At 46.4% G+C, this 21,868-nt stretch carries 17 protein-coding genes; 9 read left to right on the top strand and 8 right to left on the bottom strand.

Annotated features, from left to right (window positions below):
• Nucleotide 1 precedes the first annotated feature (1 nt).
• The 3 genes from P8H32_RS10895 to P8H32_RS10905 form a co-directional block, all read right to left on the bottom strand.
• Nucleotides 2-1,648, bottom strand: coding sequence for an NAD(P)/FAD-dependent oxidoreductase (locus P8H32_RS10895; protein WP_297292436.1), 1,647 nt, complete (start codon nucleotides 1,646-1,648; stop codon nucleotides 2-4).
• Between the two features lie 425 nt (nucleotides 1,649-2,073).
• Nucleotides 2,074-3,639, bottom strand: coding sequence for a methyl-accepting chemotaxis protein (locus P8H32_RS10900; protein WP_297292435.1), 1,566 nt, complete (start codon nucleotides 3,637-3,639; stop codon nucleotides 2,074-2,076).
• Nucleotides 3,640-3,709: 70 nt separating this feature from the next.
• Nucleotides 3,710-4,291 (bottom strand): YfiR family protein, encoded by a 582-nt coding sequence (locus P8H32_RS10905; protein WP_301089384.1) that lies wholly within the window; start codon nucleotides 4,289-4,291, stop codon nucleotides 3,710-3,712.
• 541 nt (nucleotides 4,292-4,832) lie between these two features.
• Here P8H32_RS10905 and P8H32_RS10910 point away from each other — a divergent pair.
• The 4 genes from P8H32_RS10910 to P8H32_RS10925 all read left to right on the top strand — a co-directional run bounded on the left by P8H32_RS10910 (nucleotide 4,833) and on the right by P8H32_RS10925 (nucleotide 10,762).
• Nucleotides 4,833-6,023 (top strand): NAD(P)/FAD-dependent oxidoreductase, encoded by a 1,191-nt coding sequence (locus P8H32_RS10910; RefSeq protein WP_297292433.1) that lies wholly within the window; start codon nucleotides 4,833-4,835, stop codon nucleotides 6,021-6,023.
• Between the two features lie 502 nt (nucleotides 6,024-6,525).
• The gene (locus P8H32_RS10915; protein WP_301089385.1) at nucleotides 6,526-7,281 is read left to right on the top strand and encodes a LuxR C-terminal-related transcriptional regulator; all 756 of its coding nucleotides are present in this window, start codon (nucleotides 6,526-6,528) and stop codon (nucleotides 7,279-7,281) included.
• A 22-nt stretch (nucleotides 7,282-7,303) separates the two neighbouring features.
• Nucleotides 7,304-8,485: a cytochrome P450 gene (locus tag P8H32_RS10920; protein ID WP_297292431.1), complete on the top strand. Its 1,182-nt coding sequence runs from the start codon at nucleotides 7,304-7,306 to the stop codon at nucleotides 8,483-8,485.
• Nucleotides 8,486-8,542: 57 nt separating this feature from the next.
• Nucleotides 8,543-10,762, top strand: a complete 2,220-nt coding sequence (locus tag P8H32_RS10925; protein ID WP_301089386.1) for a TonB-dependent receptor — start codon at nucleotides 8,543-8,545, stop codon at nucleotides 10,760-10,762.
• A gap of 7 nt (nucleotides 10,763-10,769) precedes the next feature.
• Here the strand turns inward: P8H32_RS10925 and P8H32_RS10930 are convergent, their stop codons facing one another.
• From P8H32_RS10930 to P8H32_RS10950, 5 genes are all read right to left on the bottom strand, one after another.
• Nucleotides 10,770-13,136 carry a DNA polymerase II gene (locus tag P8H32_RS10930; RefSeq protein WP_301089387.1) on the bottom strand — a complete coding sequence of 789 codons (2,367 nt, stop codon included), beginning with the start codon at nucleotides 13,134-13,136 and terminating at the stop codon, nucleotides 10,770-10,772.
• Between the two features lie 27 nt (nucleotides 13,137-13,163).
• A complete protein-coding gene (locus P8H32_RS10935; protein WP_301089388.1) occupies nucleotides 13,164-13,733 on the bottom strand; it encodes a YajG family lipoprotein in 570 nt (189 codons plus the stop codon).
• A gap of 28 nt (nucleotides 13,734-13,761) precedes the next feature.
• Nucleotides 13,762-14,811: a DUF2333 family protein gene (locus P8H32_RS10940; protein ID WP_297292427.1), complete on the bottom strand. Its 1,050-nt coding sequence runs from the start codon at nucleotides 14,809-14,811 to the stop codon at nucleotides 13,762-13,764.
• A 36-nt stretch (nucleotides 14,812-14,847) separates the two neighbouring features.
• A complete protein-coding gene (locus P8H32_RS10945; RefSeq protein ID WP_301089389.1) occupies nucleotides 14,848-15,285 on the bottom strand; it encodes a copper chaperone PCu(A)C in 438 nt (145 codons plus the stop codon).
• Between the two features lie 74 nt (nucleotides 15,286-15,359).
• Nucleotides 15,360-16,058, bottom strand: coding sequence for a hypothetical protein (locus P8H32_RS10950; protein ID WP_297292425.1), 699 nt, complete (start codon nucleotides 16,056-16,058; stop codon nucleotides 15,360-15,362).
• A 203-nt stretch (nucleotides 16,059-16,261) separates the two neighbouring features.
• Here P8H32_RS10950 and P8H32_RS10955 point away from each other — a divergent pair, with 203 nt between their 5' ends.
• The 5 genes from P8H32_RS10955 to prmA all read left to right on the top strand — a co-directional run bounded on the left by P8H32_RS10955 (nucleotide 16,262) and on the right by prmA (nucleotide 21,844).
• On the top strand, nucleotides 16,262-18,052 hold the full coding sequence (locus tag P8H32_RS10955) for a protein-disulfide reductase DsbD (protein ID WP_301089390.1): 1,791 nt from the start codon (nucleotides 16,262-16,264) through the stop codon (nucleotides 18,050-18,052).
• A 363-nt stretch (nucleotides 18,053-18,415) separates the two neighbouring features.
• A complete protein-coding gene (gene aroQ / locus P8H32_RS10960; protein WP_297292423.1) occupies nucleotides 18,416-18,856 on the top strand; it encodes a type II 3-dehydroquinate dehydratase in 441 nt (146 codons plus the stop codon).
• A gap of 211 nt (nucleotides 18,857-19,067) precedes the next feature.
• A complete protein-coding gene (gene accB / locus P8H32_RS10965) occupies nucleotides 19,068-19,535 on the top strand; it encodes an acetyl-CoA carboxylase biotin carboxyl carrier protein (RefSeq protein WP_297292422.1) in 468 nt (155 codons plus the stop codon).
• 19 nt (nucleotides 19,536-19,554) lie between these two features.
• Complete coding sequence (accC, locus tag P8H32_RS10970; RefSeq protein ID WP_297292421.1) at nucleotides 19,555-20,898, top strand: acetyl-CoA carboxylase biotin carboxylase subunit; 1,344 nt, start codon at nucleotides 19,555-19,557, stop codon at nucleotides 20,896-20,898.
• 61 nt (nucleotides 20,899-20,959) lie between these two features.
• Nucleotides 20,960-21,844: a 50S ribosomal protein L11 methyltransferase gene (gene prmA / locus P8H32_RS10975; protein WP_301089405.1), complete on the top strand. Its 885-nt coding sequence runs from the start codon at nucleotides 20,960-20,962 to the stop codon at nucleotides 21,842-21,844.
• The last annotated feature ends 24 nt before the right edge of the window (nucleotides 21,845-21,868 follow it).

A 21,868-nucleotide genomic window follows, 5' to 3' on the forward strand; every position in this document is an offset into this window, starting at 1 on the left:
GCTATTGCTCACCCAAAATACTCAGCGCCACCGCTTCCGCTACTTTAATCCCGTCAATACCCGCCGACAAGATACCGCCGGCATAACCAGCTCCCTCCCCTGCAGGATATAAGCCTTTGGTATTCAGGTTTTGAAAATCCTTATCGCGCTTTATACATATCGGGGACGATGTTCTGGTCTCTATCCCGGTAAGTACGGCATCATCCATGGCAAAGCCGTTAATCTTTTTATCAAATACGGGGATAGCCTCACGCAGGGCGGTAATAGCAAAGGCAGGCAAAGCTTTGGATAAATCACCCAACGTCACACCCGGCTGATAGGATGGCGTTACCGATGCGAGTTCGGTAGAGGGTTTGTTGCGAAGAAAATCACCTAGTAACTGGGCCGGCGCATTATAATTTTCACCACCCAACTCAAAAGCCAACCGTTCAAGCTCACGCTGCAAATCAATACCTGCCAAAGCATGACCGGGATAATCCTGTTCCGGCTCAATGCCCACCACAATCGCAGAATTTGCATTTCGTTCATTGCGAGAATATTGTGACATGCCATTGGTTACCACCCGTCCCGCCTCTGAAGTAGCTGCTACGACAGTGCCGCCAGGACACATACAAAAACTGTACACACTGCGTTTATTTTTACAGTGGTGGACTAACTTATAATCCGCCGCCCCTAAAATCGGATGCCCCGCATTATCACCAAAGCGCGCAGTATCGATAACCGACTGTGGATGCTCAATACGAAAGCCGATAGAAAAAGGTTTTGGTTCTATATAGACGCCCTGATCCAGCAGCATTTGGAAAGTATCTCGGGCACTATGGCCAATGGCCAGTACAATATGTTGGCTGCTTAGCTGTTCACCGCTACTCAATGTCAGGCCGGTCACCTGCCCCTGCTTACCTTTCTGCGTACTGCCTTCACGGTGTAACTGCTCAACTTTCTGGTCAAAGCGAACCTCACCACCCAGGCGTACAATCTCAGCGCGAATATTTTCCACCATTTTAACTAACTTAAAGGTGCCAATATGGGGCTTGCTGACAAACATAATTTCTTCCGGCGCCCCGGCTTTAACAAACTCGGTTAAAACCTTGCGACCCAAAAAACGTTTATCTTTTACCTGACTATATAATTTGCCATCAGAAAAGGTACCCGCCCCACCCTCACCAAACTGTACATTAGACTCTGTATTTAACTTGCGCTGGCGCCACAATCCCCAGGTATCCTGAGTACGCTGCCTGACATCCTGGCCACGCTCTAACACAATTGGTTTGAGACCCATCTGTGCCAGCAGCAAAGCTGCCAAAATGCCACAGGGGCCAAAGCCAATAATAATGGGGCGTTGCTGATTGTTTGCGGGAAACCCGGGCTCTGCCCGAGCTATTAAATGGTAGCTGCTGTTGGGGCTTTTACGCAGGTTGAGCTGTTGTGAAAAACGCTCTAACAAGCGCTCTTCCAATAAGGATTTAAGGGTCACGTCCAGTTGATAGATCAGCAGGATATTCGACTTCTTGCGAGCGTCGTAACTGCGCTTAAATACTGACAGTTGCTGTACATCATCCACAGCAACCTCTAACACACGGGCAACAGCGTCAGTTAAATCCTGATCAGAATGGTTCAGAGGGAGCTTTAGGTCGTTCAGTCGTAGCATAGAAGTAGCAGGTTCAGAATCTGTAAACCGGCAATCTTAGCACAGACAGCAGAGTATTAGAGAGAGAAGGAAGGAAGAAAAAAAGACGCAGCGGCAATCCCCTAAGAGAATCTCTATTCGATCTTGTTAAAAACAACCTGCCGCTACGCAAACCCCGAGAATATCGGGGACCTGGAAACAAACGATTGCAACCAACAAAACCAAAAGCCTTATCGGCTGCAACACCACTATAGTCTCAAGGAGAAAAGCAAAAACCCAGAGCAAAAAATACTTTATTTTTTAACATTTTTGACAGCAAAAAAGCCGTAAATGGACGTCAAAAAGGTAAAAAAAATAACAAAAAAATGCACAATTTTCGATATTAAATAATCTGCATCCAATAAATTAACCTGCCATTTCCGCTAGAGAGGGAATGGCCAACAAGATTACAATTTAAACTGGCTGACTAACTGCAACATATCCGTTGACAACTGATCGAGCTGACTGGATTTTTGGTTCATCTCTTTAGAGTTTTCTGAAGTATTCACAGCCACCTGGGAAATATTAGTAATATTTTTGGTGATTTCCTCAACCACATTACTCTGTTCAGCGGAGGCGCCGGAAATTTGATAGGACATAGACTTAATAACAGCCATGGCATTGGTAATGGCACCCAGCGACTCATTGGCCTGCTCGGCAATCTTGACACTGCTATGGGCCTGGTTTCTGCCTTTGTCCATCACTTCAACAGCATTCTTGGCACCCACCTGCAGCTTCTGGATCATATCCTGAATTTCTTCCGTGGACTGCTGGGTGCGCTGAGCCAGAGTTCTTACCTCGTCGGCAACAACAGCAAAACCCCGCCCCTGCTCACCGGCCCTGGCCGCCTCAATAGCCGCATTCAGTGCCAGTAAATTTGTCTGGTCGGCAACGCCGCGAATCACATCCAGTACTGTGCCAATACTTTCACTATTACGCTGTAACTCGCTAATCACATTGGAGGCATTTTCTATATCACTGGCCAGTGAGGAGATTGACCCCATGGTTTCCATAACTACCTTATTACCAATGTTAGCCTGGTTATCCGCTTCTTCAGTATCGCCAGTGGATGTGGCAATATTACGCTCGACCTCCATCACTGTAGAAGACATTTGATTAACCGCAGCTGCTATTTGCTCAAGCTCCCGCTCCTGTACCAAAATCGATTCATTGGTATTGCCTGAATGTAACTTCAGCTCACTGGCGGCAGCGGAAAGATCGTTAGAGTTTTCTCGAAACTGCACCACAACAGTTCTTATTTTCTCAACGAAGCTATTAAACCAGTAGGCCAACTCACCTAACTCATCCTTACTCTTTACCGTCAGACGCCGGGTTAAATCACCTTCGCCCTGGGCAATATCTTTAAGCGCGACCACTACATCATTAATGGGCTGGGTAATAGCTCGCTGAATAAGCAGCGCGAGAATAACTGACATTAGCGTTATACCACAGCCCAAAAAGGTGGCTATCGAATAAAGATTAGTGGTGGCGTCTGAGACCTCATCCAAATCAATATTCATATAAATCATGCCAACAGGCTCATCCTCACTGATAATAGGCTCATAGATTTCCAGAGAGGAATCAGAAAGAATGGTTTGTGCCGCTTTGGGCTTAACAGGTATAGAAGAAGGAAGATCCTCAGCTGCCCCCAGCTCCGGCGCTTCTTCTTCAACCCCCGACCAGCGATACCAAACAAAGGGGCTATTGCTATCATCATAGATAACCACCTCATGGATATGAGGGTTGGCAACCAGCGGGAGCAAGGCCTCATGGGCTGACTCCACATCGGAAAAATCCAGTGCGCCGGTGGTATTGCCGCCGGTAATCCTGGAAATCGTTAAAGCCTCGGTAACAATCTTATCCTGTATTCGGCCCTTCTCAATGTCGACAATAACGCCCACAGCAATCAGTACTGATGAAATACTGGTAAATGTAATACCTAATATGATTTTCCATTTTAGCGACAAGCTCATATAGCAACCTCTATGGCAGGAATTATGACGGGTACTACTCAGGTACTACACAGGTACTACACAGGTGAATTTACAATGTACTGACTCTGTACAATTTAGAACTTGCCTTAAGGCCGCTGGCTTCCAAACGCTTCTTATTAATCTGCAGCGAACCCTTGCCACCAACGCCAACAAAACCAACCATGCCGCCATGACCAGCAAACTGCTTAAAATCACCGGTAGTTAATACCGCCGAATCCGACAAGGCGGAAATCGTGTTCCTGAGGGTCGGCACATCAGTAGCTGCGATAAAAACTAAATGACAGCTTTTACCCTGTTCAATATCATCCAAAGCAAGTTGCTTAATTTCAAAGCCACGCTTTTTGACCTTTTTCGCACCCAGCTTTTCTGACAGCAGACCCGATATCGCTGCTTCACCCATCAAACAATATTTATAGGGACTGTCCGCACCATCAAAACTACTACCCGGCCAGGTGACATAACGGGCGAGACTTTCCATAAACTTCACTACGGTCTTCTGGCCTTTTGGTGTATCGGAAATTGCCTCTGCACCTGAAGAAAATGGAATAGAAAGCATGATGACTGTACAGGTGAATAGAAGGAACTGGTTTGCAGAAAGGAGCTTCACAGAACGAAATTTCGTCTTTTTCATAGATCTGGCTTCTTGAATAAGTTTCGAGTTAGCCCAGACATGGCATATTATTAACTATTATCCAGACACTATATTTTTCGCATTCAATAATGAAACAATGATCGACTGCAATCCAGAGCAAAAACGACAAATTTATTTAACACTTTTGACATCCTCCCGGGGAATAAAAAGGTTGCCACGCTACATAAATATCACCCCTTAGCTATAACAACAGAAAACAACATATTCGAAAAGCTGTTATTTATACTATGCTTTTGGAATTCATGATATTTTGAGCGAGGATAACGCCTTTCTACGGCTAAACCACTGCCACAAGCCCAATAATGACCGGGCACCAACCAATAGCACCACAGAAATAAATAGCAAAAATGACATTTTTTTTTAACAAAAATGATAGCCAAATATTGCAGGCTTTGGATTACACCACCACTATCAGCACACAAATTGGCTAATACATGAGATTTATTGCTTTGCATGGGGGCTTTGTATGGGTACTTTGTGATGTTAATATTCCGCCCTTTACAGACCATGAAAAAATCCAATGAATCCAATCCAGACAGATGCAGTCATTATTGGCGCCGGTGCTGCAGGCCTAATGTGCGCAATTTCTGCTGCCGAGCAAGGCAAGCAGGTCTACCTGTTAGATCATGCTAATAAAGCGGGTAAAAAAATCCTGATCAGCGGTGGCGGCCGTTGTAACTTTACCAATATGTATACCGAGCCGGGCAATTATCTCAGTAACAACCCTCATTTTTGCAAGTCAGCGCTTAACCGCTATACCCCATGGGATTTTATTGCGGAAGTAGATAAAGCCAGCCTGCCCTGGCATGAGAAAAAGCTTGGGCAATTATTTAGCGATAACAAAAGCCAGGCTGTTTTAGCAATGTTGTTAGATCGGTGTGAGGAAGTGGGCGTTAATATTGTATTGAATTACTCAGTTGATTCAGTCGATAAAATCAATGATCAATTTATTATTACCAACACGACTACCAGCTATCAGTGCCACGCTCTGGTCATTGCCACTGGCGCCATGTCTTTTCCAACCATGGGCGCCACTGACTTCGGTCATCGTCTGGCCAAGAAATTTGGTCTTAAGGTGACTCATACTTATCCTGGTCTGGTACCTTTTACTTTTGATGGCGCAGAAAAAAAACAGTTTCAGGGTTTATCAGGCATCAGCATTGATACTGATATCGAAGTGAATAATGTCCACTTTCGTGAAAATATTCTTTTTACCCACAAAGGCCTAAGCGGCCCAGCGGTTTTGCAGATTAGCTCATACTGGAAGCCGGGCGATAAGGTCACCGTGCGCTGCATACCTGATGTTGATATGGCCTCAATACTCAAGGACACACAACAAACACAGCCCAATAAACATTTACATACCATTTTGCAAACCTGGCTACCACTCAGCGTATTGCAATGCCTTTGTGACAATATTGACCTACAAAAACCTTTACATAGTTACAAACATAGCCAGCTGCAAGAAATTGCCAGGCTGATTCAACACTGGCAATTTATTCCCAGCGGTACCGAGGGATATAAAAAAGCAGAAGTCACCTGTGGCGGTGTAGATACCGATGAAATAAGCTCAAAGACCTTTGAAACCAAAAAAGTTCCGGGGCTGTATTTTATTGGTGAGGTTTTAGATGTAACCGGCCAACTCGGTGGTTTTAATTTTCAGTGGGCCTGGGCCAGTGGCTTTTGTTGTGGGCAATCGTTAGCTATCTAACCTACCATCCCCAAGGAATCCTGTGTATCAAACTCCTTGGCCACAGCCGGCAGCCCATTCTGATTGATAATATCAAGCAACTTAAGCGGGGAATCACCAGGCCTTTTAGTACCCCACTCCTATTCAGTAAGATGAATCCTTTATATTTTTCTATTTTTTAATAATTGCTAAAACCCTTGCCATCACTACACCTGAGAACAATAAACCTTTTTAAAGGTTTCATTTTTGTCAATTTTATTCGTCTTTATTGTCAATCAATGACATTAATTAATATTGTCGAACAATCACTTTCTCTGGAAAAAGGCCTGCACTAAAAAATAAAAATATCAATTAATTACTCATCAAAACCATTGCCAGCTTAACAATTTAAACCAAAAAAATAGTACAATCACGCTATTTAGTTGAATTTTTATCCTCTTTGACGATAATACCCACACAGTTACAAGGCGTAGGTATTTAACGGCTGTTTATTATCAGGACCAAGGGTTTACGGATAGACATTATGAATAAACACTTCACACAAATCATAGACAAAAACCTCCATGGAATTAGAAACGCTTCTACTCTTCATAAAAGAATACTTCATACACTAGAAGGTCTCGGATTCGATGGGTTTGATATTATTAAATGCAATAATACGGAGATAGAGACCCTATTAACAACCATCCCGGAAGAAGTCTTTATAAGGTATGAAACTGAAGGTCTTGATCAAAACGATATTATTACCGATTATATCAACAATAACGGAAAGCCCATTTTTCAATCTGACGCCTTCAGGCTACTGGCCGAACTGCCATTCGATATAGGTGCTAAGAAACAAGCTAGCCAAGTTGAACGTTTATTAGGTAGCGTTGGAATTAACAACACATATTCTATCCCTTCAACAATAAAAGACTCCAATAAAAAGATGGTGCTTTCTGTTTATAGTACTGGCTCCTCCTCCGAGGCTCTTGTTGAGAAAGTGAAACAAGTTGAAAGCGAGCTAAGTTTATTGACCACCACCATTTCCCGATTTCAAGAAACTCTACCCTCAAGCTTTTTTAGTCCTTATGATAAAAAAGAAGTGTTGACCTCACGGCAAATAGAAGTACTAAGAGTCTTGGCCAAACACTCGACATCACAAAAGGATGCGGCCAGGTTCCTTGGCATTTCCACCAGTACCATAGAAAAGCATTGTAGCGCCGCAGTGGCAGCGTTAAATGCTGTTTCTGTCAATAACGCCATCTATATAGCCAGCACTCAATTGAAGCTTATTTAATCGATGGTGCACAAGGAGAGCAATGTCTGATAGTCTGTTCAACTTATTCACCAAGGAGTATTCAGCCGACCCTTTTCTTTATTACAAACAGATCAGAGAAAGCCATCCTGTCTGTGAAATAGTACCTGGGGGGATTTGGTTAATAAGCCGCTATGAAGACGTAAAATTTGCCTTGCAGCGACACGATATTTTCTCTTCAGAAGGTAATACACAGATACTTCAACCCGAATGGCTTAAAAGACATTATTTACCAAAGTATATCTTAGCGGAAGATCCACCTATCCATAATTATCATCGTTCGATCCTCCCTCGCCTGTTTTTCGATAAGGTGATCGATGAGTTAAAACCAACAATGCAGCAGGAAGCCAGCTTGCTGATTGCCGCTATGAAAGAAAACCCGGCGCCAGAGCTGCTGTCTGATTTCAGTCATCCCTATTTCGGCAAAATCGCCCAACTTCTGACAGGGCTGGATGACAAGGATATCCAGTACGCATACAACTGGATTACCCTTTTTATGCATTTACCCGAACAACCCAGTGAAGGCTTTCTCGTACATTTGGATAACACCTATGAGTGCTTTCAGGAGGTCTTACTAAAAGCTGCAACCTCTACGAAAAAACCCCGAACTCAACTTCAGCAATTATTGCAAAGAAACATAAAAGAGAATAAGCAAACCCTGGAACAAGCCTGCGCAACCCTTGAGATTATTATTTTTGGGCTGTGTTCAACGCCCGTTAATTTTATGAGCCATCTCTATATCAATTTATCCAATTACCCCCATGTTAAGGCCCGTCTTGATAGAGACAAGACGCTGATCCCCGCATTTATAGAAGAATCGCTTCGCTTTGATAACTCTGAGCATATTCTGGTTAGAACAACCACGACTGCTATTGAACGCTCTAACACAACCATTCCTGCCGGCGCCATTACCTACCTGTTACTTGCCTCGGCCAACAGAGATCCCGAACAATTCGAAAATCCTGATCTCTTTAATATTCACAGAAATACACGCTCACACTTGGGCTTTGGTTATGGCCCTCACCATTGTATAGGTATGAAATTACTTCGTACCGCAGGGCAGATTGCTATAGAAACTTTACTCGCAGAATTTCAAGAAATTGATTGTTCTGACAATCAGGCCAAACCCTGGTCTCATTCACTGACATCACACAACGTTAGTAAAATACCCATGATTTTGGAATAACGACATCGCGTATTTTTACATCGATATGCCGTCGTAACACTTAAAAGGAGAAAGTTTATGAATTTTTTTCAATCGCCCAGATATTTCCTCTTGGCAGGGCTATTAGGTGCAAGCCTATATACAACTGCCAGTAATGCTGACCCCGATCATTTAACAATCACGCAAGGCGACCAGCTCGAAGAAGTGATTGTCACTGCTCAACGTAGAGAGCAATCTGCACAAGAGACCCCCATCGCAATGTCGGTCTTATCAGCAGCGCAGCTTACTACTCAACGCATCCATAGCCTGTCTGATCTGGCTACAGGGACTATTTCCTCGCTCAAAGTCATGCCCTGGACCAACACACCAACAACCTTAGTACTCGCTATTAGAGGCAATGGCCCGGGAGACCCAGCACAAGCAACAAGGGACGGCTCTGTAGCAGTTTATATCGACGAAGTTTACTTGCCTCGCGCCCAGGGTTTGGCTGTAGAGTTTGCCGATGTAGAGCGCATCGAGGTTTTACAGGGCCCACAAGGTACTCTGTTTGGTCGCAATGCAACTGGCGGCGCTGTCAGTATCACTTCAAAAAAACCTACTGGGAAATGGGGGCTGGAACAAACGTTTGGTATCGGCAGGTTTGATGAAAAACGCAGCGTTACACATCTGAATTTACCCGAAGTCTCGGGTCTTCGGACTAAAGTTGATTATGTCTACTCAGAAAGGGATGGCTGGGTGGATAATACAGCCCCTAATGAAGAAGATTACAATGCTTACCGAAAACAGGGCGGTAAGATAAGTTTTGATTGGCACCTTAATGAACAACTTAACATTAGTTATGCCTACGATAAGTCCAAAATAGAAGCTTCACAAAACTACTTTCAGGTAGAGAGAGACTTTGGCGGAGCCTTAGAAGAGGAGGATGGCAGGCAGTCCAAAACACGCTTCCCGGTAACACCGCTTGATCCTTCTATTACTGAACACGAAAGCCATAACGCTGTAGTTTCCTGGTCGATATCGGACACGATTTCCCTAAAATCAATTAGTGCCTATCGTGATTTAGATGACGAAGCGCGCAATAACTATGCGGGTACTGCCTATTTCAATGGCTTTGTGGAAGAAGTCGATAGATATCAATCACAGTGGTCCCAGGAGTTTCGTCTCGCGGGCTCCAAAGAAGCTATTGACTGGGCGGTTGGTATTTTTCATTTTGACGAAGATACTGACGAAACGATAAGAAGCCTATACTCTCTGGACCAATTTGGTATTGTTACCGGTATACCACTAACACCCATAATACCGCCCACCAATTTTGATTATCTCGCCACTAACTCTGTGACACCAGATCGACGCATTCTAGCGGACACTACGGTATCTGCCCTTTACGGAACAATGACCTGGACACCCGATGCATTCCAGCAAAAAGTCAAAACCGATATAGGTATTCGTTATTCCAAAGAAGAAAAGTCAGGCAGACGTGTAGAAGGTGGTTCAGGCGATTTTGATATTAATTCAGAACAACTGAACCCCTCAATTGCAATCAGCTACCAGTGGCTCGATGACCTATCGACTTACTTTAAGTGGAGCACAGCCTACCGTGCAGGAGGCGTCAACTCTCGATCAGCCACTTTAACTCCCTTTGATGAGGAAGAAGTCAGCACCACTGAAATCGGTTTAAAGTCGGAATGGCTGAACAGGCGTATTCGTTTTAATACGTCAGTATTTAGTACGGATTATGAGGGCATGTTTATAGATGTGGCCGATCCGAGCAATATCACTGTAGTAGAAACCATTAACGCTGAAAATGATGTCACTGTAGAAGGAGCCGAATTTACCTTGACCGCAATAGCTACGAAAGGTCTGTCAGTGACTTTGAACTACACCTATCTGGATGGCGATATGCCTTTGCAGCCTAACCCACTACAGGGAAATGAACTACAGTCTTTCGTCTTAAGCCAAACACCCCGGCATTCGGGTTCACTCGCGCTGGATTACACCTTCGCACCTTTAAGTTTTGGTACACTCTCGGCGCATTTCGATATATTTTCGACCAGTGATTACAATTACTTTCCGGATATTTCAGCGCCTGGGGATAGTTACACGCTGTATAACGCCAATATTACGTTAACAGAAATCCCTATCAGCAATAGTAAAGATGTGCTTGAAATCAGAGGCTGGGTTAAAAACCTGACCGACGAAGAGTATCGCGTGAACGGCTTACATTTCCCTGGTGCATTAACGAATGCCGTTTATGCTGAGCCAAGAACAGCGGGGGCTGATATCACCTTTAGATTTTAATGGGGAATTACTCAAACAAACCAATTTGTTGATCGGTAATACCAGCAAGGCTCTCATCCTTAAAATATAAGATGCCATCAGCTGCGGGCGCCAACTGTTTATCAATATAATGCTGGTAATCGATCAGCGAGTCCTGGGCGACTACTGGCTCGGCGCCATTGATAGTGATTACATATTCAATCCAATCGCCACGGCGAATTTTGGCGCCGGCCTGTTCTACCGCTTTTCTGGCGGCTTGAACATGGGGTGGTACATTGCGCCGGTATTCGTCCAGCCTTCTGCGCAGGCGCTTTCTATAAACTAACTCATTATCAATATCGCCATCCAAAACTGACTGTACTACCGATTTAATATAGTCATGGTATGGCTCATCTAAAAATACTCGACGATAAAGCTCTGATTGGAAGTCACGGGCAATTTTTGTCCAATCGGTACGAACATTTTCCAAGCCTTTAAAGACTAATTCCTTTTTTCCTTTATTGAGCACGACACCGGCGTAACGCTTTTTACTACCTTGATCTGAGCCTCTAATAGTTGGCATTAGAAAACGCTGGTAGAGAGTTTCAAATTCTATTTCTAACGCACTTTCAATGCCGTATTCTTTTTGTAAACGCTGGTCCCACCATAGGTTGAGCTTTTCTTCCAACTCCTTACCAACTTTTGCTGCGCTATCAGCATCTTCAACATCTTTAAACCAAATAAATACAGAATCGGTATCGCCGTAGATAACCTGCCAGCCCTGTTGTTCTATAAAGTCGGCGGTTTGCTGGATAATTTGATGACCGCGTTTGGTAATTGAACTGGCCAGGCGCGAATCAAAAAAGCGGCAACCACCAGAACCCAACACACCATAAAAGGAGTTCATAATAATTTTTATAGCTTGGGATAATGCCGCATCGCTATTCGCTTTGGCCTGATCGCGTAACTGCCATAACTCGGCGATTAACTCGGGCAAGATATTATTGGTTTTTGAAAACCAGGCACCATTAAAGCCGGGAACAAGTTCTGATTGATCAAGCCCTTTGTGTTCGCCTAATACCATTCCCAGCGGATCAATTTTAAAGCTTCTGATAATACTGGGGTATAGACTTTTAAAATCCAGCATGGCGACATAGTCATAAATACCGGGTTGTGACTCCATTACAAAACCACCGGGGCTTTGCTCTGCATCTTCCAGTAGATGGCTATTGGGCGCTACAAACCCTTTGCGATGCAATAGCGGCAAGTAACGAAAGTCAAAAGAAGCCACTGAACCACCGATACGCTCCAAAGGTAAACCGGTCATTTTGGTACGTGCAATGGCGAAATCCAGCAGCTTGGTATGTTCAAAAATATCCCAGACTAACTTGCAATCCTGGACGTTATATTTTGCCAGTGCCAGTTTATTTTCCAAAAAAAGGTCAGTGATTTTTTCACCGCGATCATTGTCCTGTATTAACTTGCTATTACCCAGTAGTTCTTTCGCCACATTATTTAAGGCAAAGCTTTCAAAGCGGTAGAAGGCAGCTTTTAATAATTCGATACCATCAAGAACTACCCGGCCAGGAATGGACACTGCACGACGTTCACCTTCGTCATCCAGGGTGCGCCAGTGGGCTGCAGCTTCTTTACCGGTCTCACCACGGCCACAACGGAAAGGCAGCTGGTATTTTTCGCAGACTTTTTCCAAATACCACATATCAAAATTAATCACATTCCAGCCGATAATAATATCGGGATCATAGTCTGCCAGCCAAATCAGAAAGCCTATAATTAAACTCTTTTCGTTATTAAATATTTCTACATTGTCTGCAACAGGCTTATCCGCCACCATAAAAACTTTTTCGTACATACTGCCGGCTGCTACAGCATAAATACCAATCGAGTACAGATTGATACCTTGCATAGCTGTTTCAATATCCAGCGAGATAACTTTTAATAAGGGCTGATAATTATCGCTGGTCATTTCCGCTTGGTGGACCACCGGAAACTTTCCAGCAGCAGCTTCACCGCGAAACTTTAGGGAGCCACGGATAAACCGCTCCATTAAGAAACGGTCATGGGGGTTGATATCAGATTCCAGAGGAGACAGCCCCTGCTCTAGCAGGCGTGTTTTTGCTTCGCGCAGAGTGCGCTGGGATTTGAAGTAAAAAGCTTTTACAGGCTGTAGCGTAAAATTCTTGAGGGGAACATCTTTAACAGTAAAACCCGCAAATGACTTTACTATCTCAAGAGCTGCCGGCACTTGCTCTACAGCAATAAAGAACACCGACTCTTGCTGTGGCACCAGCAACTTCACTGGACCATGATTGCTCGATAGCCAAAACTCTAATTCAGTACCATTCCTTGTATCACGCCACTGCCGTGTAAGAATAAACCCCCGCTGATCATTCACCGGAGGCGTTTGCCAATGCTTGCATGGTTAGATATTGCTAAGAAACGCTTTTAATTCCGGGTCAGAAAATAAACGCAGCAGAGTTTTTGACAGTATATCGTTTACCATTTCTTCATTCTGGGCCATGCTGGGTGTCAGTGCCGTTTCCCTGGAGGAATTGGTTTTGTAATTACCGGTATAAGTTTCTTTGCCTGCGGTGGCCACTACCTGCAATACCATTTCCAAATAAATAGTTTTCCCCACCGCTTGCATGGGTATATCATATTTCAAGGTGTTAATAATGATATTCACATTCGGCGTTTCCGTCTCAGTGGTATTAACATTAAAACCTTGCACGGCAAGTTCTGCCTTGGCCGCACGTTTAACAGCTTCTTCCAGGTCATTACCGATCGTAATCAGGCTGGTATCTTTATAGGCACCACCACGGCTACCTAATTCTTTACTGTTGCGGGCATCTTCAACGGATACGGTCAAACCACGCCCAGCCCCATAGCTTTCGGTTTCAGTATTGATTACGGGGCTAACAGTTATTTGCTGGGGACTATAGGCACATGCCGCTAACAGCGTCACTACAACAAGCAAAAGAACTTTATTCACAAACAGATCCTCATTTTTAGCATTAGGGTTAACCCTGGGATAATAAATCCCGCAAATCGATAATCGCTGCATTAGCGCGAGAAATATAAGACGCCATCACCAACGAATGGTTGGCCAACATACCAAAGCCACTGCCATTTAATATCATTGGGCTATAAACGGTTTCCTGGGTTGCCTCTAGCTCGCGGATAATTTGCTGCAAGCTAACCAGGGCGTTTTTATTTTCCAGTACTTCAGCAAAATCTACTTCAATAGCTTTTAAAAAATGCAGTAGCGCCCAGGCTGCCCCTCTCGTCTCATAAAAGACGTCATCAATTTCTGTCCATGGCGTTTTAATTTCCAGCTCGCCGGGGGCATAGGTTGATTGCCGCGCCATGGCGTCACCGGCCAAATCTGTATTTAAACGCCGCTGGCCAACACTGGCACTTAAGCGCTGGGACAAACTACCCAAACGTGACTCAACAATTTTTAACCAGTAACGTAAATTATCTGAGCGGGCATAAAACTGTGAGCGGGAATTGCCCTGGTCTTCAAGGCGGGCAAGGTAGTTATTTAAATATTTTATAGCACTGCGATATTCTGATTCGCTGGCAGGCACGGCCCAGCTATCGCGGGAGAAATTTAAACTGGGCTCGGCTTTGCCCAAATCAATATCTTCTTTTGACTGGGACTGGGAGCGACTAAAACTTTCTCGCAACGCCCGGGTTAAATCACGGGATTGAATTAATACGCCGTATTCCCAGTGGGGCATATTATCCAACCATAAACCGGGGGGTAAAATATCATTACTGAGAAAGCCGCCGGGCTTATCCAATAAAGTAGAGGTGACACGGATCAGGGTCGTGGTCGTTGTGGAACCAATAACTACCTGCTGGCCCTGTGCATCGGCCATCGCTGCTGCATTATCTTTAACGGAAAAGTTTGCCGGCATCAGTGACCAGTAGATGCCCACAAAAAAAGCGGCCACCAAATAGACCGCCAAAAAAATCACCAGTGTTCTGGGCAGCAGGCCTTCACCGGCATCAAGGCTATTATCTCGCCACTGGGCTAGCCGCTCTTTTATCGATTGAAAATCCATACTCACCTCGTTAATGCCGCCTATAAAGGTTCGGGGTTAGCGCTCATTCAGCACACTGCGCACTGGCAGTGTTGCACGGGTTAATTCCTCTTCATCATTGAATAAGCGAATCAGCACTTCGTCACTCTCCCGGAGGGGCTTGATTAAATTAATTAGCATTAGATGATACTTGCCAGGGGCCAATACCAACTCACCATTAGCGGGCACCGTTAGCTGATCCACTTTTTCCATACTCATCATGCCATGGTGATGTTTGTGGCTATGCACTTCCGCAAGCTCGGCACCATTGGAGGCGGCACCGGTAATGACCACATCCTGGTCAGCGGTATTCACCAGGCGCATAAAGGCTGCAGTATTTGGCTGGCCCGGTGGCAAGCCGCGAACATAGCCTTCTTTTATAGTTAGCTCAGCCAGGGCAGAGCAGGATAATGAGAATAGTATGGTGGTTAATAAGTATCGATTAATTGCTGACAATGTAATACCTCTGTTAAACAGTGATCCAGGCCGATAACTATACCCTATGCGGCCAGTGCTTTTATACAAGGTGTTTATAAATCAATAAACACAATGCGGGGAACCCGCCCCACTTCAATATTGCCACGCAGGCGATAGCCATCAACGGCGCTACGCATCTGCTGGTAAATCCAACGTCCTTCCCCATCGTTGCGCGCTACAATTAATAACCGCGACCGGGACTCTTTCGCCCGCTGGGCGAGGTCAGTCAAACGCTGCTGTATTTTTTCACCACGTCTGGCCAGTTCCGCTACGGGTAAATAAACTTCGTTATCCGAACTCTGCTGGCGATAGCGCTCCCTCAGGGTAGCTATCTGCGGTGGCGTAGCTGAAATTTTCTCTGCCCCCTGCAACATCCGCTCAGCCTCTTCCACCCGGCCACTGACAAAGGCCTGCTCTGCCAACTGTAAATAGCGGACAGTAATTTGCTTCATGCCCCAATGGGCCTCAGGGTTTAATTCATCCAGGGCCAATACATCCTGATACCAGCTATAGGCATTATCCGTAACCGGCACCATTAAGCGGTCAGCGGCCAGGGCCTTTTCAGCATTGGCCAATAGCACCCTCAGGTGATGGCGCTCAGCCTCGCGCTGGGCCGCCAAATCCACCACTGGCTTCGCGGGTGCTGCAGGCTTGGGTGGCACCTGAACACAGGCCACCAGGGGCAATATGATAAGGATCAGGTACCACAACCCCCTTCTATTTAGCACTGCTGTACAACTCTCTTTATCCAATTATGCAACCTGCAACACCGTTAACAGCCCCCGAAAAACCTGATTATGAACCAATTCAAGGCATATAAAAGTTTTTGCGATACAATTACCCTTAGATCGAGCAGAAGCCAGGGAACTGAACCGACGATTATCGGCCTTATTAGTTCAAGCTTCGCTATTGCTCACAGGCACAGCATAAGCCATTCATCTTAAACAGGAACCCCATGCGCGCTGTATTTTTTGCTCTATTTTGCACTCTGTTACTGCTTCAGCCAGCCAGTGTCTTTGCCAATACCGAACCCTTTGGTACCAGCACCAATGCCGCCCCCGTACCGGGCATGGCGGCGGGCATGGTAGAGGACGACGAATTTCTTCCTGTTGCGCAAGCCTATCAATTAACCGCCGAGTTTGACGCGCCAGGTGAATTGCGACTGTATTGGGAAATAGCCGATGCCTATTATTTATACCGGCACGGTTTTCAGGTTGCACTTAGCGCCAACGGAGCAACGGTTGCTAGCGAACTGCTTATCCCGCCAGGGCTGGAAAAAGACGATGAATATTTTGGCCGTGTTGAAGTCTATTATAACTACGCGGACCTCAGCTTAAAAAATATCCCTGCTACGGGTGAATTTACCTTAACGGTTACCAGTCAGGGCTGCGCTGATGCAGGCCTTTGCTACCCACCTTATTCCGAATATTTTAAACTCGATGCACAACAACTTAGCGTTACCAAGATAAGTTCTATTGGCACCCAAACAGCACAAAACCCTTCTATCGTAGCTATAGTAGACCCAGCAGCGTCAGGCAGCCTGCTCTATATGTTATTGCTTGCAATGATGGGCGGTGTGATTTTAAATTTAATGCCCTGCGTATTCCCGGTGCTTAGCTTAAAAGTGCTGGCATTTGCCAACGATAAAAACCATTCACAAGTTACCCACGGTCTTGCTTATGCCGCCGGTGTAGTTATCAGCTTTGTGGTGGTGGCCGCGGTTTTAGTGTCACTGCAAGCAGCGGGTGAGGCCATAGGCTGGGGTTTTCATTTGCAGTCACCCTGGTTTGTTACTGCACTGGCTTATTTGTTTTTTGTAATGGGCTTAAGTCTTTCCGGTTTTATTGAATTAGGCAGCAGCCTGATGAATGCAGGTGGAGGCCTGGCGCAAAAGTCGGGCTATAACGGCAGTTTTTTTACCGGCATATTAGCCACGGTGGTCGCCAGTCCCTGTACGGCACCTTTTATGGGAACGGCCCTAGGCTATGCCGTAACCCAGCCACCCCCTATTGCGCTACTGGTGTTTGCCGCACTGGGTGTAGGTATGGCTTTACCGGTACTGATTTTAAGCTGCTCACCCAGGCTGTTGAATAAAATCCCCAAGCCGGGCGCCTGGATGGAAAACCTCAAGCAATTACTCGCCTTCCCGCTCTATGCCACCGCGGTTTGGCTGAGCTGGGTGGTAGGCAAGCAAGCCGGCGTCAACGGCATGGCCCTGCTGCTGATAGGCTGCGTATTAATTACGCTGGCGCTATGGCTGTGGAGCGAAAAGCTCTGGCAGAGAATCGTTAGCGCCGCCTGCGCCGCGCTGGCCATTGCGATATTGACCAATCCGTTAATGAACCCAACAGACTCTAAGGCCCGCCATAGTGACGACTGGCACGCTTATTCCCCGCAAACCCTGGCCGAGCTAAGGGCACAGGGCACCCCCGTATTTCTGAATATTACAGCTGACTGGTGTATTACCTGCCTGGCCAACGAAGAGATCACTCTTAGCACCGATGACATTAAACAGGCGATAAAAGCCGCTGGGGTTGCGTATGTGAAGGGAGACTGGACCAATCGTGACCCGCTGATTACTGCACTGCTAAAGGAGTATGGTCGCACTGGCATTCCACTCTATGTGGCCTACCCCGGGGACAAACAACAACCCGGCATTGTACTTCCGCAAATCCTGAGCAAGGACATTGTGATGCAAGCCTTGAATACCATTGCCTTGAATGACGATCAGCTCACAAGTCGCTAAGTTATAACCACATCTTCTTTTATACTGCTCCGATCTTCAGAAAACAGGGAAAACCCGTCTTCAGCCTGTCAAAAGCACTACATTTTCAACTCAACCACAATAAAACAACTTTTAGACGAAAATGACAGCACATTCACGTATTTTTGCGATTTTTGCCAAAAACTCCTATTAACGTGACGACATCGTGATGACTTCTGCCCTTATCATGCTTGCCGCAAAAAGCTTACTGCCGGTATCTTGCAGCAAAATGCAGCGATATTGTGTTTATCTCCATTGAAAACAACAAAAATTGGACTAGAATATCTTTTTAGGGCAGAATCCCCGCACTAGACAATAACAACCACCTAACATCGGAATAGCATCATGGCGTCAATATTGGTACTACACGGTCCTAATCTGAACCTGTTAGGCAGTCGCGAACCCGAAGTTTATGGCTCCGACACCCTGGACGATATCAACACCGCTCTTACCGATGCCGCCTTAGCCGCCGGCCACCATCTACTGGCCATGCAAAGCAATGCGGAATACGAGCTGATCGAGCGCATCCACGATGCCCGCCAGGAAGGTATTAATTTTATTATTTTTAACCCCGGCGCTTTTACGCATACCAGCATTGCGCTGCGGGACGCCCTTTTGGGAGTCAATATCCCCTTTATAGAGGTGCATATTTCCAATGTGCACAAACGGGAAGAATTCAGGCAGTTTTCCTATCTTTCGGATATTGCTGAAGGGGTTATTTGCGGGTTGGGTAGCCAAGGTTATTTATTGGCACTGCAAGCGGCTATTAACCAAGTTGAAAACTGACGTGCAAAAACAGCACGTCATCCCCGCGAAGGCGGGGATCCAGCGCTGTAGATTTCCGCTTTAGCGGAAATAACAGCATAAGCATGCAGGCTGGATTCCCGCCTTCGCGGGAATGACGATAGTTATTTTCGTCGAAGCCTGCCCCCGAGTGCATTTGTCGGGGGAGGGAATGACAAGCATTTAATTTAACGACTACTTTAAGAGAACCACCATGGATATACGCAAAGTAAAAAAACTGATCGAGCTGCTCGAAGAATCGAACATCGATGAAATCGAAATAAAAGAAGGCGAAGAGTCTGTGCGCATTAGCCGCAACTCTGCCGCAGCCGCCGCTGCACCGGTTTATGCCGCGCCTGCGCCTGCTGCCGCTCCGGTTGCTGCTGCACCAGCACCTGCCGCCGCCCCGGCAGCAGCCCCTGCTGCGGAGGCCGCACCTGCAACCTCAGGCCACGTCATCAAATCACCCATGGTTGGCACTTACTATCAAGCTGCCTCACCAGGCTCACCAGCATTTGTTGAAGTGGGTCAGCACGTTAAGGTGGGCGATGTTATTTGTATCGTTGAAGCCATGAAGATGATGAACCAAATTGAAGCCGACAAAGCCGGTGTAGTTGAAGCTATTTTGGCCGAAGACGGCCAGCCGGTTGAATTTGATCAGCCATTAGTCACTATCGTTTAACGTAAGCTGGAAAAAATTCATGTTGGAAAAAATAGTTATTGCCAACCGCGGCGAGATTGCACTTCGCATTCTTCGTGCCTGCAAGGAAATGGGTATCAAAACCGTTGCGGTTCACTCACAAGCTGACCGTGATTTAATGCATGTGCGCCTGGCAGACGAGTCTGTCTGTATTGGCCCCGCCCCCTCACCACTCAGCTATTTAAATATTCCTGCCATTATTAGTGCAGCGGAAGTCACCGACGCGGTGGGCATCCACCCCGGCTATGGTTTTCTTGCCGAGAATGCTGACTTCGCCGAGCAGGTACAAAAAAGTGGCTTTTCATTTATTGGTCCTTCGGCTGACACCATTCGCCTGATGGGCGACAAAGTATCCGCGATTGAAGCGATGCGCAAAGCAGGTGTACCTACCGTACCCGGTTCTAACGGCCCGCTGCCCGTCGACAATAAAGAACGCTGTTTACAAATTGCCCGTGATATTGGCTACCCGGTCATTATCAAAGCCGCCGCCGGTGGTGGTGGTCGCGGCATGCGTACCGTACAAAGTGAAGCGGCGCTACTAAACTCCATCCACGTAACCCGTGGTGAAGCGGCTGCCGCCTTTGGTGATGGCACTGTGTATATGGAAAAGTTTTTGGAAAACCCACGCCACGTTGAGATTCAGGTGATGGGTGACGGCCAGGGCAATGCGGTGCACTTTTATGATCGCGATTGCTCACTGCAACGCCGCCACCAAAAAGTATTGGAAGAGGCACCCGCTCCAGGAATCCCTGAAGATATCCGCCAAGAAGTTTATACGGCCTGTGTCAACGCCTGTATCGAAATCGGCTATCGCGGCGCCGGTACTTTTGAGTTTTTATATGAAGATGGCGGTTTCTACTTTATCGAAATGAATACCCGTATTCAGGTAGAGCACCCCGTTACAGAAATGGTCACCAACTTTGACCTGATCAAAGAACAGATTCGCGTTTGTTCCGGTGAAAAACTGTCGGTTAAGCAAGAAGATATCAAACTTAGCGGTCATGCTTTTGAATGCCGTATCAATGCCGAAGATCCCAAAACCTTTATGCCCTGCCCTGGTACTGTGAAAATATATCACCCACCCGGCGGCCTGGGTGTTCGTATGGACTCGCATTTATATAGTGGCTATTCCGTGCCACCGAATTACGATTCAATGATCGCCAAAGTGATTACCTGGGGTGAAGATCGTATTACCGCACTGGACCGTATGCGCAGTGCACTGGATGAAATGGTGATTGACGGTATTCGCACCAATATTCCCTTACAGCAAGACCTGGTGAGAGACGGTCCATTCCGTGAAGGTGGCACCAATATCCACTATCTGGAAAAGAAACTCGGGCTTTAAGCCTACCGCAAGGCGCTCTTTGAGCGCCTTATTTTTTAGCAGCTATACCTTGGCTTCAACTATGTCCTGGTTACAACTTAGAGTCGACACCTCCCGCGAAACCACCGAAGCAATTGAAGATGCCTTGCTGGCAGCCGGCGCCGTATCTGTCACCATGGAAGACAGTGCCGACCAACCGATACTCGAACCCGCGGTGGGTGAAACACCGCTATGGAATCAAACCCGTGTCACCGGCTTATTTAATGCTGACACCGATACCGACCAGGCCACAGTCATCGCCACTGCCAGCTTCGGCCAAAACCTGCCCACTTATCGCTGGGAAATTCTCGAAGACAGGGACTGGGAACGGGAGTGGATGGAGAACTTCCACCCCATGCGCTTTGGCCAGCGCCTGTGGATTTGCCCCAGCTGGAAAACACCGCCAGAGGCTGATGCCGTTAACCTGATGCTGGACCCGGGCCTCGCCTTTGGGACAGGCACTCACCCAACAACGGCCCTGTGTCTGGAATGGTTAGACGGCTGTGATGTAACAGGTAAAACCGTTGTCGATTATGGCTGCGGCTCCGGTATTCTTGGCATCGCCGCACTTCTGCTAGGCGCTAAAGAAGTGGTTGCAGTGGATAATGATCCACAGGCATTAATCGCCACTCTGGATAATGCCAAACGCAACAATATCGACAGCAGCAAGATCAGTGTTTATCTTCCTGATGATGCACCCAATGATTATCAAGCGGATATTATGTTAGCCAATATCCTGGCCGGCCCTCTTGGCGAGCTATCCCCCATTCTTAGCAAGATGACCCACAGCAATGGCCTGCTGGCATTATCGGGCATTATCTCCAGCCAATCCGCAGGGCTACTTGAGATCTATCAGCAGTGGTTTGATATGGATAAACCCGTGCTACAGGACGAATGGGTACGACTCACCGGAAAGAAACACCCCTAACACACTCCGTCATTCCCGCGAAGG

The sequence above is a fragment of the Oceanicoccus sp. genome (assembly GCF_029238675.1).
In the GTDB taxonomy this organism is placed as follows: domain Bacteria; phylum Pseudomonadota; class Gammaproteobacteria; order Pseudomonadales; family Dasaniaceae; genus Oceanicoccus.